13 protein-coding genes and 2 tRNA genes are annotated in these 15186 nt (G+C 48.3%); 7 read left to right on the forward strand and 8 right to left on the reverse strand.

Translation table 11 applies throughout. The annotated features are described in order from the left end of the window. On the forward strand, nt 1–1387 hold a 1387-nt coding region (locus HMPREF0658_RS08805), incomplete at its 5' end, for a hypothetical protein (RefSeq protein ID WP_024991072.1). Nucleotides 1388–1720: 333 nt separating this feature from the next. After that, nucleotides 1721–2065: a hypothetical protein gene (locus tag HMPREF0658_RS11545; RefSeq protein WP_154645752.1), complete on the forward strand. Its 345-nt coding sequence runs from the start codon at nt 1721–1723 to the stop codon at nt 2063–2065. 184 nt (nt 2066–2249) lie between these two features. Here HMPREF0658_RS11545 and HMPREF0658_RS08810 read toward each other — a convergent pair whose 3' ends face one another. The 4 genes from HMPREF0658_RS08810 to HMPREF0658_RS08825 all read right to left on the reverse strand — a co-directional run bounded on the left by HMPREF0658_RS08810 (nt 2250) and on the right by HMPREF0658_RS08825 (nt 7283). Further along, nucleotides 2250–5267 (reverse strand): leucine-rich repeat domain-containing protein, encoded by a 3018-nt coding sequence (locus HMPREF0658_RS08810; RefSeq protein ID WP_006950292.1) that lies wholly within the window; start codon nt 5265–5267, stop codon nt 2250–2252. A 304-nt stretch (nt 5268–5571) separates the two neighbouring features. After that, a complete protein-coding gene (locus tag HMPREF0658_RS08815; protein WP_006950293.1) occupies nt 5572–6156 on the reverse strand; it encodes an isochorismatase family protein in 585 nt (194 codons plus the stop codon). Nucleotides 6157–6234: 78 nt separating this feature from the next. Then, on the reverse strand, nt 6235–6681 hold the full coding sequence (locus tag HMPREF0658_RS08820; protein ID WP_006950294.1) for a hypothetical protein: 447 nt from the start codon (nt 6679–6681) through the stop codon (nt 6235–6237). Next, a complete protein-coding gene (locus HMPREF0658_RS08825; protein ID WP_006950295.1) occupies nt 6678–7283 on the reverse strand; it encodes an HU family DNA-binding protein in 606 nt (201 codons plus the stop codon). The genes HMPREF0658_RS08820 and HMPREF0658_RS08825 overlap by 4 nt, the downstream gene beginning before the upstream one ends. Before the next feature lie 353 nt (nt 7284–7636). On the opposite strand from HMPREF0658_RS08825, the gene pheT reads away from it, so the two are divergent. From pheT to HMPREF0658_RS08840, 3 genes are all read left to right on the forward strand, one after another. Beyond that, nucleotides 7637–10102, forward strand: coding sequence for a phenylalanine--tRNA ligase subunit beta (gene pheT, locus HMPREF0658_RS08830; RefSeq protein ID WP_006950297.1), 2466 nt, complete (start codon nt 7637–7639; stop codon nt 10100–10102). A 29-nt stretch (nt 10103–10131) separates the two neighbouring features. Further along, a complete protein-coding gene (locus HMPREF0658_RS08835; protein WP_006950298.1) occupies nt 10132–10866 on the forward strand; it encodes a YebC/PmpR family DNA-binding transcriptional regulator in 735 nt (244 codons plus the stop codon). A gap of 116 nt (nt 10867–10982) precedes the next feature. After that, nucleotides 10983–11381 (forward strand): rhodanese-like domain-containing protein, encoded by a 399-nt coding sequence (locus HMPREF0658_RS08840; RefSeq protein WP_006950299.1) that lies wholly within the window; start codon nt 10983–10985, stop codon nt 11379–11381. Between the two features lie 121 nt (nt 11382–11502). On the opposite strand, the gene HMPREF0658_RS08845 is transcribed toward HMPREF0658_RS08840, so the two are convergent. After that, nucleotides 11503–11575: transfer RNA gene (locus tag HMPREF0658_RS08845), tRNA-Phe, on the reverse strand. 119 nt (nt 11576–11694) lie between these two features. Here HMPREF0658_RS08845 and HMPREF0658_RS08850 point away from each other — a divergent pair. Both HMPREF0658_RS08850 and HMPREF0658_RS08855 read left to right on the forward strand, forming a co-directional pair. Continuing rightward, nucleotides 11695–11767, forward strand: a tRNA-Pro gene (locus HMPREF0658_RS08850). Between the two features lie 159 nt (nt 11768–11926). After that, nucleotides 11927–12253, forward strand: a complete 327-nt coding sequence (locus HMPREF0658_RS08855) for a cupin domain-containing protein (protein ID WP_006950300.1) — start codon at nt 11927–11929, stop codon at nt 12251–12253. Between the two features lie 152 nt (nt 12254–12405). Here HMPREF0658_RS08855 and HMPREF0658_RS08860 read toward each other — a convergent pair whose 3' ends face one another. Genes HMPREF0658_RS08860 through HMPREF0658_RS08870 form a run of 3 tightly spaced genes read right to left on the reverse strand, consistent with a single transcriptional unit; the run spans nt 12406 to nt 15176 of the window. Then, nucleotides 12406–12927, reverse strand: a complete 522-nt coding sequence (locus tag HMPREF0658_RS08860; RefSeq protein ID WP_006950301.1) for a lipid-binding protein — start codon at nt 12925–12927, stop codon at nt 12406–12408. 11 nt (nt 12928–12938) lie between these two features. Next, complete coding sequence (locus tag HMPREF0658_RS08865; RefSeq protein ID WP_006950302.1) at nt 12939–13655, reverse strand: BT_2262 family domain-containing protein; 717 nt, start codon at nt 13653–13655, stop codon at nt 12939–12941. A gap of 27 nt (nt 13656–13682) precedes the next feature. Further along, complete coding sequence (locus HMPREF0658_RS08870; RefSeq protein WP_006950303.1) at nt 13683–15176, reverse strand: SusD/RagB family nutrient-binding outer membrane lipoprotein; 1494 nt, start codon at nt 15174–15176, stop codon at nt 13683–13685. Between the last annotated feature and the right edge of the window lie 10 nt (nt 15177–15186).

Consider the following 15186-nt stretch of genomic DNA (forward strand, 5'->3'; position numbering starts at 1 on the left):
AGCCACCGGCCGCTTCACGTTCACCTCGGGCACCTTCAATGCGCCTAACTACAACGTGTATTACACGGGCACGAACGGCACGTCGCACAACACAGTAAATATCGCCACCACACAGACACAAGGCACCCCCAATACCACCAGCCACATCGGCGAGAGTGGCGATTGCGGCACAGCCTTAGCCACGCGCACGAGTGCCGGCAAGTATGGGTTCACGCTCACCCACCGGTCTGCGTATCTCTGCTTCCTGCCCCGCACCACCAATGTCACTGAAACGGGCTGGGTTTTGACCGCTGTTAAGGTGACATCCGACAACAACATTGCCGGCAACTACACCCTCACCCCCACCGGTCTCACCGGCACGGGCTCGTCGAACGAAATCACCCTCAACACCGGCAACTTCGACATCAGCAACGCCGCCACCGACCAAGCCCGCAACGCCTCCTACATGGTGATTGCCCCGGGCGTGCACACGCTCACTGTGGAATACACCGTGAAGAACACCAACACTGGCAACACCGGAACCATTGTGAAACATCTCGATTCCAAAGACTACCATGCCAACACCCTCTATCCCGTCACCGCCCATTTGTTTGGTGAATATTCGGATACGAAATACTATCTGTGGGATGCCATAGAGGACATGTGGCACAACAAAACGCCGGCTAATTATAGCGAGGGGCTATACACAGCTGCTGATGAGCCGGCATCAGAGCTTCCAGGATACGCTCCTTATTGGATTATTGGCCCTCCACTCCAATATACGGGGCCTGATGCCAACCGCATTTACAATTACAATGCGCCCGTAGTGCCGAGCTTTACTTATTCGCATGGTTACGGCAACCATTTCTATTATGCTACACGATCGGCCAAGGACTGCCCCAGCGTGTGGGAGTTGGCTTGGTATTACGACAAGGGCGACATCCGTTGGGATGGTGAAGCCGCTTTCTTGTTCCGTGGAAAGATTTATCATGGCGGTGCTTGGATTAAAAAGCAGAGCGAGATAGCCGCAGAGAACAGCACCACGGTGGCAGCGCTTAAGAATCATGACCATGTTTATGACAATTTACTCAACCCTGATGCAGGCATAATGAGTGATGGCGTTTCAAAGACGATAGGGCAAGGAGCACCTTCAGCGGCTGCACTTAAAAAGTATTTCTTCTTGCCAGCTTTGGGTAACTATGGAGGAGCAGGTGGAGGAGGCATGTCTTCAGATCCAAAGTATAAACTTTATCATTTCGCAACAGAAGGTTTCTATACCTGTTCATCGAACTATTGCAGGGTTACTAATATTGATTATTGCTGGGCTTTTAAATTCAATAGCTCGAAAGTTCAAATCTATTCGCTGAATAGTTTTTGCTTCGGCCTTCCCTTGTGGAAAGCGAAATAATCAAGGAAATGCTCGCCGTAACACTCCGCAAGCCGGATTTAGTCTCTGCCGACACCGTTCGGCACTCTGCAAGCCGGATTTAGCCTCTGCCGACACCGTTCGGCACTCAAAAGGTTCCGGAATCATTGATTTCCGAGAGAAAGAGTGCCGTGCGGCGTAAAAATCATTGATTTCCGAGAGAAAGAGTGCCGTGCAGCGCAAAAATCATTGATTTCCGAGCGAAAGAGTGCCGTGCGATGCAAAAATCATTGATTTCCGAGCAAAAGAGTGCCGAGCGGCGCAACTGATGCGGGAAGCATAAAAGAAACACCTTTATATATATACACACATAGAGTGGTACGCGTCGTGACGACGTGTACCACTCGCTTTTTTGTTGATAAGGCCAACAATGCTTGTAAGAAAGAGCCTCGGAGAGGCGATGGAGCACAGGCAGGGGTGAAGCCCCTGTTAAGCATACGCAAAAAGAAAAAGCCCCAAAGGGGCGATGGAATGGCAGCATGTCCGTTATCGTTCCGTCACTCCTTCGGAGTTTTGATGGGGGGACGCTTCCATGCAGGGGTTACGCTATCGCTCCACCACCTGCCTGTATTCTGTCGCACTTACAGCGCTTTATTCTGCTGTAATCTGTCGCCCCTTTGGGGCTATTGGATAAGATTCTCTTATCCCGAACTCGCGTAGATTTATATAATGCCATCCATGGCGGAAGATAAAGATGGGGAACTCCTTTGGGTTAATGAAGACGGTATGATAACAAAGGAATCGAACTGAGGTGAAAAGGAATGAGCCCAGTACAATACCGGGCTCATTAGAGAGATTGATAGTTGACGTTTTTAATGAACTGTCCAACTTTTGAGCACAACACTTATTTTACAAGCAATTTGCGTGTTGCAGTGTCTGTGCCGTTTTGCAACGTTACGATGTAAATACCGGTGGGGAGGTTGATGGATGTGTTTGTAGACACGGTATCAGAGAAGAGCACCTTGCCGTTTGCTCCGAGCACGGTTGCTTTTACCTCGCTGTCAGTATAGATGTTGATTTCGTGGTTGCCGCCCTCTGCGGTTGCCATTGTGCGTTCAACACCACCGATTGAAGATGCCAATGCAAACTTCACGACAACTTCGGTTGCCTGTTTCACCGTGAATTTATTGTTTGCAACATCTTCGCCATTTGCTTTCACCGAAATCAAAGCGTAACCGCTCGCCGGTGTGGCATCAACGGTGAGTTCGGTGTTCTTCTGCACCTTAGAGCCGCTCTTTACGAGGTTGTTTCCCGCATCTTTCACGGTTACGTCTCCGTTTTCATAAGGCAGAATGGTTATGTATGCCTCATTGCAGCCTGTTCCGTCTCCGTCTTTGGTGTAATTCATTATCCATAGCTTCGATTTTGCGAGCAGTGTTTCGGAGTGTTCCACGTCGTTTTCATTATTGCCATATGCAATCCAGAGTTTCGTCGGTGTGGTTTTGCCGGTTACTTCTTCTCCCGGGTCTACGTATTTGGGCAGTGTGTAGTAGAAGTCGTTGAGCTGGCAAGCGTTCCATTTGTTTCCGCGTACGTCGATGTACCAGATGGCGGTATTTGCCGACAGGTCGAGCCCATTGAGCGTGTTTTCTGCTGCATCGAGCTTTTCAAGCAGCACGTTCTTCGACAAATCGAGCGACGTAAGTTTGTTTTTCATTACAGACAGGTCGAGCAGTGCTGCGTTGTTCTTCAGGTCTATGCTCTCTATGCTGTTGTTGTTGAGATATAGCTGTTTCAAATCGGGCATGTTCGACACGTTGATGTTTGTCAGTTTGCAATTTGTGAGGTTCAAGCATATCAGTTTCCGGTTATTCGTCAAGTCTATACCACTCAGTGCCGTATTCTTTAGGTTGATGAGTTGCAGCTCCGGATTGTTCTTCACGTCTACATGGTTCAATTCATCCAACCCATATGCTTTTAGTTGCAGCATCAACGGACACTTCGTTACATCGATGCTCTTGATTTCACTGTTCATCGACACGTCGAGATATAGCAGGTCGGGCTGGTTCGTGACATCGATTGCTTTCAGTTGGTTGAAATACATGTCGATATACTTCAGTTTGTTGTTCTTTGTCAGGTCTATTGCCGAAATCTTATTGTCTGTGGCAAAGTCCGGATAGCTCTCACACTTCAGGTATGTGATATCTCCGTATATCTTCACTTGTGTTCCCTCTGTCGTTCCATCGATGTATGTCCACGACGTTTTGGCGGTATAGTCTTTTAGTACGCCGTCTCCCCAGTCTATTTTCACCGGAGTGTTATTGTTGTCTGCTCCTATACCGTAAGCGCTTTGCTGCCCTGCCGGTACGGTAAGCGTTATGCACCGTTCGTTTTGCTGCTCTTCAAACACAGCCTTCACATCAGCATTTGCAGTAACGACAAACAATGTATCTTGAACAAGTTTCCCATTCACCATAATGCCCTTGTATTCCTTACCTTCTTCGGCAGTGTAGCGCACGCATAAGATTGAACCCGGCACGACTTTACCGTCGCTGCCCACCTCGTCGTAGTGTCGTTCAAAGGCATTTTTATCGGGCGAATACACCATGTCGCGTTTCATCACCTTGTAGGTTCCGCCTGTGGTAGGTTGCTGTGTTATCACCACGTCTGCCATCGAGCAGGAGCCGTCGCCTTTCACATCAATCTCCCAGTGCGAATTGGGATTGTTGCACATAAGGTATTTTTCTGCATCGGCGGTTTCTCCGTTACATCCTTTCACATACATGTATCCCTTACGGTTAGGGTCTTGTATCGTCCGGTACATGAAGTTCAGCGACTGTGGCGTGAAGTTTTTGTTATCTTGCAGATAGAGGTATCTCAGTGTGAAGTAGCATGCGGTGAAGTCGAGGAACTCGAGATCACACGCTTTTGCCGACAGCGTCCGAAGCCATTTCAGTCCGCTTACTTCGAGTCGGTTGATGCGGATAGAGTCGCAGGAAAGTGCCTTCAGCGTAGCCATTTTCGACACATCAAGTTTCGTAATCTTGGTATTGCTCACGTTAAGATTTGATAGTTTATTGTTGTTTGAAAGTCCTAATGTGCTTATATCGTTATGCGCTATTGTCAGGTCTTTGAGTTCAGTGTTTGCAGCGACGCTCAGCTGGGTGAGTTTGTTGTATGCCACGGCAAGGTTCTCTAACTTCGGCAAGCCGCTCACATCAATTGTCGATATCATATTCCTGCTCACGTTCAGCGATGTTAGCGACGGATATTTCTCCGTGGGTAGGCTTATGTCCATCAACGAATTGTTGCTTAAATCCAAGCTTGTAAGTTTTGGGAATTTGTAGGTATCATAAAAATGCACGATATCACATCTTTGCATTGAAATCATTTTCAGATTCGGATTGACATCGGCAAATGCCACAGTGCTCAGTTCCGGATTGTCGTAAATGTCGAAGAACTCCAATTTTGAGAAATCGCGCAGGTTAAGCATGTGTATCTTGTTCTTTGAAAGCGACAACCGTTGAAGGTTCTTTGCATCGCCAAGATCGAGCGTGGCGTATGTCAGTTCATTCTTGTTTAGGTCAAGACTCTTCAGGCCTGACTGCCCTTCAATCTTTATTGCAGTAACACCTTGTTCGGTTACGGACAAGTCAGACAGGGTTCCGTATATTTTCACAGTATTACCTTTCAGCACTCCTTTCCGGCGTAGCTTGTATGGCATCATTTCCGGACTCAATTGGTAATCGACTTTGTTTCCGTCTCCCCAATCAACCGAGACAATGCCTTCTACCATCGGTACAGGACTGAAAACGAAGGTATCACCATACGCTTTATTGGTAGTGAGGGTGATAACACTCTGTGCCGTAACGTTAAGCGCGGCACAAACAAGCAATGATAAAGAAATTAGTAGTCTTTTCATGATCTTTTGATAATTAAATTAAACAAAGCTCTGCAAAACTCTATACAGCCTTAACCGACGAATTTAACAGAATATCATAATGTGATTGCAAAAATAAGAAAAAAGTATCGTAATACCTACGATTATGCGTGAATTTAATGCAGAATTATTAAATTCATTGCTAAAATGTCAATCAGCGTAAGTCTAAATCCTTGTTAATTGTCATGATGTCGCTTTCGCAGAGCCTTCTCTTGTAAGATTCACATTCTAAGAGGCTACCGCAGTTTGGCCTTGTTGTTACTCCTACTAAGTAAACGAGTCCGGTTTAGCAGTAAGTCAGTTTCTGCTCGCGAACGAAGTCGTTGAGCCTCCTGCCGCCATCTATTGAAGCGATGCCACGGGCGAACACATCTACCGTAAGTCCCCCGTTGAGCAGATTTCGCAGTGTCTCCAGCACACAATAATCGCCTGCCACGCCACAAATCACCATTCGATGGCTTGCACACGTCACTTCGTCCGTCATTGTCGAAAGCCGATACCCCCCGTCTGCCAGCTTCTCGACGTGTTGGAAAGCCCCATACTCTTCCGTTTCTATCACCTCGCCTTTGCGAACCACCCGAAAGGGAATCTCTCTATCCAAGCACGCCTGAACAAGTCGCTCGTCAATCTGCGACCCTTTCGCAAATGCAATACAATGCGGCGGCCACGGTCCGCCCTGCGGAATAAACGAAGCATCTCTCGCCTGATGCCAGTCAACGGTGAATATCACCTCTGCCAGTCCCTCATGCGTGTTGATAAGCTGCAGGATATGTTCCACTGCCGTTTCTGCGCCCTTCACATAGAGTGCGCCTGTGGGATTGCAGAAGTCGTATTGACAATCCACAACCACTAAAGTTATTTCTTCTTTCATCTTCTTTTTGATTTTATCATTTTCCGACTATTTCACTGCTGCAACAGACCACAGCATCGCTATCTCCCCGAAAGATCCTCATCGCTCTGCCAGATACCGCGCCACCTCGTCTGCCGACAGTCGTCTCACCTGCGTCTTGGGAAACTCTCGATAGGTATCGGCACGAAAGAGGGGCTGGGCACCGGTGCACGTCTTCGCCTTATTCTTTTTCAAATATGCTTCCGCTTCCGCCTCATCGCCAAATATCTTATATGAAAGCCTTCCTTTATCGTCTTTCAGTTCATAGATGCCACAGGGATGCAGCATCGTATGGTCGGCCGTTCGCAGATACAGCTTGGCGATATCGAGCGACCTGAACGGGAAGTTCCATCTTTGCAATCCCCTTTTCGGTTCGCGCTCGATGCAGATGCACCTGCCGCAAGTGCCGCAGACGTATTGTGTGTGATGCAGCAGACAGTCTTCGGGATGGAGCAACGGCGTGGCTCTGTTGTCCGTGGCATAACATTCGGGACAAGGCGTTTTCATATTCCCTCCCCTTTCACGTACATCTTGCGATAGCGCGAGCCGGCGTTGTGCAGTTTCCCCTCCGCCTCGAGCCGGCGGGCAAGGCGATAAGCCACGGGCTTGGAGAGGTGGAGCTCGGAGCGCAGGTCGCCCACAAAGATATAATCCGACTCGGCGAAGAGCCTGTCGAGCGCCGCCTCGATTTCTTCTGCCGTAGGCGTAGCATGAGGCTCATAGCGATAGGTCACGTTTTCGAACCGAGTGTCGGCCAGCGTCTTGAGCAGTTGTTTCTCGGGGCGGAAGTTCACCGTTCGCACCCGCGGATTGCGCAATCGCATCTTGTGCGTTTTGGGGTCTTCGTACAGTTCTCCCTTCACCGAGAGCGAGAAGTAGCCCAGTCCCGGCAGATGCACGCGATTGCCCAGCATCAGCTGTTGGGCCAGTTCATATCTGATAGCCTCGAGCGTTCCCACGAGGTCGGCCACGGTCATTGCCGTTGCCTTCTCCACCCGCTCGCCCAGAAGCTCCAGTCCCACGGTTTCATACTCGTCGAGCACCGCCCGAAACTCCTTGTTGTGCGGCAGCTTCCCGCCGTTTTTTAATAATCTGTAAGGTACAGCCATCGCATTTCGTTTTAAGTTTGAGTGTCGCCGCCCTCCTTATAGGACTACGACACGATTTATATAGTATCTATTACTGTCCATATACTTAGATTATCAAATTATCAGCATGCAGATAATTATTTTTTAGCGTGCAGATAATTATTTTTCAGCGTGCAGATAATTCTTATATCTCGGTACAAAGATAATGATAGTTACGGAATAAACCAAACGATTATCATATAATATTTGTGATGGCAGTATAATTGTGATGGCAGTATAATGCCGCTTCTCACTTTTCCTGCTAATCTTTTGGCCTTCTATGTTTTTTTCGTACCTTTGCATGACTTTTTTAGCGTAAATCCAAAACCATTGTCATGAACATTTCTTACAAGTGGATCAAAGAATATATAGATTGTGATTTCACCCCTGAACAGATGGCCGATATCCTCACTTCCATAGGTCTTGAGGTAGCATCTATAGAAGAAGTCCCCGCGATACGAGGCGGGCTTCGCGGTCTTTACGTCGGTCGTGTCGTCAGTTGCATCGCTCACCCCGACTCAGACCATCTCCATGTCACCACCGTAGACCTCGGGCGAGACGCTCCGGCACAGATAGTGTGTGGTGCACCCAATGTGGCAGTGGGGAAAAAGGTGATTGTGGCCGATCTCGGCTGCATTCTTTACGATGGCGATAAAGAGTTTGTTATACGGAAATCTAAACTCCGCGGCGTAGAAAGCTACGGCATGATATGCGCCGAAGACGAAATAGGAATCGGTACCTCTCACGATGGCATCATCATTCTACCCGATGATGCACCCGTGGGTCAGCCAGCGGCGGAATATTATCACCTTGAGAGTGATTGGGTGATTGAGATTGATATTACGGCGAATCGTGCAGATGCGCTCTCCCACTACGGCGTAGCACGCGATCTCTATGCATGGATGGTGCAGCACGGCTACCCGACCCGCTTGCATCGCCCCACCTGTGATGACTTCCACGTTGCCGACCATTCGCTCCCTATAGAGGTAACCATCTGCAACACCGAGGCCTGTCCCCGTTATGCATGTGTGAGCATTACCGGTTGCCATGTGGGAGAATCTCCCGACTGGCTCAAGAGACATCTCACCACCATTGGCTTGCGTCCTATCAACAACATCGTAGACATTACCAACTACATCATGTTTGCCTACGGGCAACCGCTCCACTGCTTTGATGCCGACATGATTGAAGGACGCCATATCATTGTACGCGCCGACAACGAAGGACAATCCTTCATGACTCTCGATGGCAACAATCACATCCTTGGTCCACATGACCTTGCCATCTGCAACAGTCGTGAACCGATGTGCATCGCCGGTGTCTTCGGGGGACGTGGCAGCGGAACTTACGATACAACGACCCATGTCGTACTCGAGAGCGCATATTTCCATCCCACTTGGATTAGGAAAAGTGCGCGGCGCCATGGCCTTAGTACCGATGCGTCTTTCCGATTTGAACGTGGTACCGACCCTGATGGTGTACTCTACGCCCTTAAGCAGGCAGCTATTCTTTGCTGTCAACTTGCCGGCGGAAAGGTTTCGATGGACATCCGCGATGAATACCCCATGCCCATTGCTCCGGCACGTGTTGTACTCCGTTACGACTACGTCGACCGGCTCATCGGCAAGCAACTCGGTGCCGAGACTATCCGACGTATCGTGACCGCCCTTGATATGACAATCGAGGATGAAAACGATGAAGCACTTACACTCACGATTCCCGGCTATCGCGTCGATGTAAAACGCCCGTGCGATGTGGTAGAAGATATCCTTCGGATTTATGGATACAATAACGTTGAGCTTCCCGAACACCTCTGTTTCTCTCCCGTCATACAGCGCGATGACGACCATAAATACAAATTAGAGAACCTCGTCGGCGAACAACTTGTCGGCTGTGGATTCCACGAAATACTGAACAACTCGCTCACACCGGCCAGATACTACGATGACATGGGAGAGCCTTGCCCGCCTACTCGTCTCGTACATATTATGAATCCGCTTAGTACCGATCTCAATGTGATGCGTCAGACACTGCTCTTCGGAGGTCTTGAGACCATCCGGCGCAATGTAAATAGGCAATGCCCCAACCTCCGTCTCTATGAATTCGGTAATTGTTATAGTCACGATGAACGTATTTCGGCAGACAATGACCCCGTTCGTCCCTATCCACAGCATGCCTGTCTCGGTCTGTGGCTTACAGGAAAGTCTGTACAAGGTTCTTGGGCACATCCCGATGAAGCTGCCAGCATCTACCAACTGAAAGCCTATGTTGAAAACATACTCCAGCATGTCGGCCTTCCACTCACGGAAACCGAAGTGCTTGCTGTCACAGACACTCGATTCGACCATGCACTCGAATACCGTGCTCGGGGGGGAGCAAGTCTTGTCCGCTTGGGTATTGTAGGGAGAAATATACGCAAGTGCTTCGACCTCTCCACCGATGTATTCTTTGCAGAAATACATTGGAGCAACCTATACAAGAGAGTGCACGGACGTAAAGTCGAAATTCGGGATATCAGCAAATATCCCGCCGTCAGCCGAGACCTCGCCTTACTCCTTGACAGTCACGTGACTTTCGCACAAGTCGAGCAAGTTGCCCGACAAGCCGAACGCAAGTTCCTTAAACGCGTAGAACTCTTTGACGTATATGAAGGCAAGAACCTCCCTGACGGGAAAAAGAGCTACGCCGTTAATTTCATTCTGCGTGATGACCAACACACCATGAATGATAAATTGATAGAATCTATCATGGCCAAACTCATCGACCAACTCAAAAAACAACTGGGCGCACAGCTCAGATAACATAACCATCAAAACAAACAATTTTTTCTATGGGAAGAGCATTTGAATACCGCAAAGCAGCTAAACTAAAACGCTGGGGACACATGGCACGCACCTTTACAAAGATAGGGAAACAGATAGCCATCGCAGTAAAAGCCGGTGGCCCAGACCCAGACAACAATCCTCATTTGCGGGCTATCATCCAAAACGCAAAACGAGAGAATATGCCCAATGAGAATGTGGCCAGAGCCATTAAAAACGCTATGGGTAAAGACCAATCCGACTTTAAAGAAGTAACCTATGAGGGATATGGTCCCCACGGCGTAGCAATCTTCGTCGATGCAGCCACCGACAACACCACTCGCACTGTAGCAAATGTCAGGGCTGTATTCAACAAACATGGTGGTTCGCTCGGTACAATGGGGTCACTCGCATTCCTCTTCGACCATAAGTCTGTCTTCACATTTCAAAAGCCAGCCGACCTCGACATGGATGAACTCATCCTTGAGTTGATAGACTATGGGGTGGACGATGAATACGATTTCGATGCGGAAACAAATGAAGTCACTATTTACGCCGACCCGAAATCGTTTAGCGAGGTGCAGCACTTCCTCGAAGACCGTAAATTAGAAGTCACGGGAGCCGAATTTACACGTATCCCCAACGACCTCAAAGAAGTTACCCCAGAACAACAAGCCACCATTGAAAAGATGGTAGACCTACTCGAAGACGACGAAGACGTGCAAAACGTTTATACAAACATGAAGCCGGCAGACGCGTCGTAGTCGCTTTGATTACATTTCTGTATAACAAACTATCGGTTGTCTGTCACGCTTTTCCTGCGTGACAGACCTTTCTCTCACATTATATAAAATATAAACCTTTATTATCTGTCATTTCTATGTTCAATCCGTTTAAAATTATCCTCGCCACTTTATTAGGAATTCCGACATTCTGCTGCGGACAAACAGCCTATGAAGATGCAGACCCCGACCGATTCTACCAAATCGGATTTACAGATTCCATGCAGCTTATTGATGTCCGCACACAAGCCGAATACGATGAAGGGCACTTGCCGTTTGCAGTTCTCATCGATGTTACCAAACCGGCATTCCTTTCCCGAGCGATGCAACACCTCGACACAACACGGCCTGTTTTTGTCTATTGTCGTAGTGGTAAACGTAGTGCACGTGCTGCCTCGTTACTCGCAGCAAAAGGTTTTCGCGTAATAAACCTTAAAGGAGGCATCCTCGCATGGATTCGTGCACAATATCCCGTCATCAAAGATGAACCGCAATGACCGCACAGTTATAAGCACTTCGCAAACAACAAGGGAATTAAATTTCTACATGTACCCTTATCAACCAAATACAAAAAACGTTGTAACTTATTCAGTTACAACGTCCATAAAAGTTCTCAAGTGGTGCCACCAGGAATCGAACCGGGGACACAAGGATTTTCAGTCCTTTGCTCTACCAACTGAGCTATGGCACCTTTGTGATTGTTGCGAGTGCAAAGGTAGCATATTTTTTGTATTCCCACAAGTTTTTCTTCATTTTTATGCATCAAATGTTGCTATTTCATATTTTTAGTGTACCTTTGCAAGCGGTAATCGGGATGTAGCGCAGTTGGTAGCGCACTACGTTCGGGACGTAGGGGTCGCCAGTTCGAGTCCGGTCATCCCGACTAAAGCAATGAAGAGGGAGGTGATAATCACCCCCTCTTTTTCTGTAATAGACCTGTAAGAAAAGGGTATCTATACAATACCCGTTCGGTAACAAATGTGGCCGCACAGACCTCCGGCATGTCCTTTGCATAGGGGCATGTACAAACCAAACTTTAAAAATGATGAAACAGATTCAACCAGCAACCCCATTCCTCCCTGCAGAGTCGGTAGACTACTCGGAGGGTAGTATTGTATCGAAAGAGTTCGTACACTCTGCCGCAGGCAGCATCACCCTCTTCGCATTTGACAAAGGACAACGCCTTAGCGAGCATACTGCCCCTTTCGATGCCGTCGTCACCATTCTCGATGGACATGCTGAAATACTCATTGATGGGCAACCACATCAGGTCGCAGCAGGAGAAATGATTATCATGCCGGCTAACCATCCGCATGCACTCAACGCCCACGAACCTTTCAAAATGATGCTCACCATGATTCGAGGCTAATCCTTACCGCGGATCCTATACGAAACGGCACCCCGAAAAGTGATAACTCAACTTTTTCGGGGTGTCGTTGTTTTCGTGTATAAATGAGAAAAGAAAAAGCTCCGAGTATTAATCACTAACACTCGGAGCCCACTTTTACTCAGAGAAAATACTTACTCGGTAAAGCCCGAATGTCTAATTCCGGCAATCCGATAAGTAAGGTTATTCGGGTCATCGTTGAACACCGCGTTGAACACGATACTGTCGGTAGGCAGACCGTGCAGGTTGTGCCCCTGCCCAAGCAATACCTTTCCATCGGTAATGGTCACATTGCCGGCGGTGTTGCTGTTGTAGATATACTTGGTTGCCTCGCACGAGAATGTTTTAGCACCATAGTTGACAGGTACGATGAGGTGCATCTGAAGGAATGCTCCTTTCTTGGGAAGTTTTATCCACATCCTATTATCCACATTCTCCACGGTATTGTAGGTCAGCATAGATACAGTACCTACACCTTCCGGGTCTTTGGTCTTCACCGTACCGTCAGCATTGATGGCATCGATGGTTACATCCCAAAAGCCGGCCATCTTCTCAACTTTCGTCCCACCGGGCTTCTCATCAGTTTCCGGATCGCAGGAAGAGAAAGCGAGCGTCGCCAAAGCGACAAACAATATCATTGAAACATATTTACGCATAGTCTTACTTTTTATTTGTTTAATACTACGATGAAATGCATCTTCGCATACGTCACGTCCCATGTTATTTCACCTGTGCCGCTGTCCCATTTGCCATCGGTGAAAGCCGTGTAGCTGTCTCCCCAGTTCTCCACATAACCGGAGCAGGCTGTGATGGTACCATCGGCATGCAACTGTATATATCCTTTCATCGCCGTGGTTTCCCCATATCCTACTTTTTGGGCATAGTAACCGCCGAGCATGTCGTCTACATAGAACAGGCCGGGTGCCTTCTTCTCAATGTTTACCTTAAACTTAGGATAAGGTGTCTCAGTGCCTTCTCTGACGCGTTTCGTACCATTGACAGTTACGTAGTTGCCGGTAATATCATCTGTAATCGAGGGATCACAGACGGCCACAGTACGTGTGACAGAAGTCGTGAAACCTTCTGGATTCGTAGCAGAATAGGTTACATCATACAGCCCGGGCACATTCTTGTCTATCTTGTCGAGCCCTGTTACGGTAATCTTCGACGTATAGTCTTCTCCGTTCCATGTGGCTTTGCAGCCGGCATCTGTGTAATTCGTGCCAACGGGTAGCTCCACGAAGTTGCTGCCTTGTATCTCGAATTGCACGTAATATGTGATTCGAGCATCTGTCATTTCCTCATCTTTGCTACAAGAACCGAAGCTCAACAACATGATGAGGAGTGGCAGACATGTTATCAAATACTTTTTCATTGTCTTCATCTTTTAGTGTTGTTCTACATTCGTTGATTAGTGAGCATCCCAGAACACGCGGTCGCTCATCAGCTTTGCCGCAGGTGTATTCGTGTTTAGGCGACGGGCATTCTGAGGATACGGCACACGTTTGGCCAATCCACCGGCTTGTATATAGTTCACCGCGGGAATAATCATATCGCCGGCCGTATAGCTGCTGGGGGTCGTATATATTTCCTGCGCCGTCTTACCGCTTATTGCGGGTACGTCGGTACGACGAATTTCCGACCATGCTTCCATATGGTTGCGCATGAAGAATGCAGCCCATTTCTGCATATAGATGAGTTTTAGCCTGTCGGCATCAGTAGCCTGTGCGGCGAAGTCTACCGACGGACCGGTCAGGAAAGCCGCAGCTTTACCGGCCATACCACGGGAAGCGAAGTCTGCTGTAACGGCCGCTTCGTATGCTGTTTTAGCTGCAGCAACGTCGTTGTTGAAACGGAGCTGCACTTCAGCAATGAGGAATTGCAGTTCGCTCTGTGTGAACACGTAAACAGGTGAGTCTGCAAAGGCATCGGTGTTTATCTCGCTCACGTAGTCGTTTTTCCATGTCTTGCCTGTCCATTCCTTCATGCGAGTCTTCGAACCGGGGAGTTGTCCTACATACGCATTGTCTTTGTTCTGCAGCAAAGCGTATGAGATACGCGGGTCGCTGGTAGCCTGATAATAGGCGACAATGGGGTAGGCAGCTACATAGTTGTTCGCTTTCAGCCTGAAGATAGAGCCATACCACGAACTGTATTGTCCTTCAGCATTGGTATAGACATCGAATTTCACGTCGTCGGTAAAGAATCCGTTGGCTGCTACAAGCGCTTTTGCCTTTGCTGTGTAACCGGCCGCATCGATTCCGCCATCTATCATACGGAGGTAGATACGCAGACGAAGTGCATTGGCAAACCCTTTCCACTGCGAGAGATTCTTCTCCATCAACGGGTCTTTCAGTGTGATGCTTGCACTGCCAAGGGCAGCCTCGGCTTGGTCGAGTTCCGACAATACGCCCTCCATGACGGTTTTGCCGTCATCCCACTTCGGGTTTGGTAGACTGCTGCCTTTCAGAGCTTCGGTATATGGCGCGTCACTCACATTGTCTGTAAACAGCTGATAGCTCCATACGCGCAGTATTGTGCAGATATATTTATCAGCAGCATTATTGCTTCTTGAGGTAATATCCAACAAGTCTTTCATCGCACCGGCAAACAAGTTGCGGTAACAGCGGTCAAGCGTGTTGCTACCCTCATCAAGGTGCAGTTCGGCATATGTATTATACTGATTCTGCTCCGGCCGTTGCTCGAAGTACTGTGCGAAGAATCCTGCATAGGTAAACATCTGGTCTCCGAGAGCATTGGCAATGAAGTTTTCTGCCGCTGGCAACACGAGGTCGGGTGTAACGTCCTTCCCTTTCGGGTAGTTAGGGTCTTCGTTGATATCCAAATCGCAACTGCTCAACATCAATAGGCCGGCTGTTGCATATAATAATATATTCTTTTTCATAGCTGTATCT

The organism is Hoylesella marshii DSM 16973 = JCM 13450 (genome assembly GCF_000146675.1).
GTDB lineage: Bacteria > Bacteroidota > Bacteroidia > Bacteroidales > Bacteroidaceae > Prevotella > Prevotella marshii.

Excerpts from the sequence above, each read along its gene's own strand:
- HMPREF0658_RS08810 (WP_006950292.1), bottom strand. The coding sequence starts at position 5,267 with ATGAAAAGACTACTAATTTCTTTATCATTGCTTGTTTGTGCCGCGCTT.
- HMPREF0658_RS08815 (WP_006950293.1), bottom strand. The coding sequence starts at position 6,156 with ATGAAAGAAGAAATAACTTTAGTGGTTGTGGATTGTCAATACGACTTC.
- HMPREF0658_RS08820 (WP_006950294.1), bottom strand. The coding sequence starts at position 6,681 with ATGAAAACGCCTTGTCCCGAATGTTATGCCACGGACAACAGAGCCACG.
- HMPREF0658_RS08825 (WP_006950295.1), bottom strand. The coding sequence starts at position 7,283 with ATGGCTGTACCTTACAGATTATTAAAAAACGGCGGGAAGCTGCCGCAC.
- pheT (WP_006950297.1), top strand. The coding sequence starts at position 7,637 with ATGAACATTTCTTACAAGTGGATCAAAGAATATATAGATTGTGATTTC.
- HMPREF0658_RS08835 (WP_006950298.1), top strand. The coding sequence starts at position 10,132 with ATGGGAAGAGCATTTGAATACCGCAAAGCAGCTAAACTAAAACGCTGG.
- HMPREF0658_RS08840 (WP_006950299.1), top strand. The coding sequence starts at position 10,983 with ATGTTCAATCCGTTTAAAATTATCCTCGCCACTTTATTAGGAATTCCG.
- HMPREF0658_RS08855 (WP_006950300.1), top strand. The coding sequence starts at position 11,927 with ATGATGAAACAGATTCAACCAGCAACCCCATTCCTCCCTGCAGAGTCG.
- HMPREF0658_RS08860 (WP_006950301.1), bottom strand. The coding sequence starts at position 12,927 with ATGCGTAAATATGTTTCAATGATATTGTTTGTCGCTTTGGCGACGCTC.
- HMPREF0658_RS08865 (WP_006950302.1), bottom strand. The coding sequence starts at position 13,655 with ATGAAGACAATGAAAAAGTATTTGATAACATGTCTGCCACTCCTCATC.
- HMPREF0658_RS08870 (WP_006950303.1), bottom strand. The coding sequence starts at position 15,176 with ATGAAAAAGAATATATTATTATATGCAACAGCCGGCCTATTGATGTTG.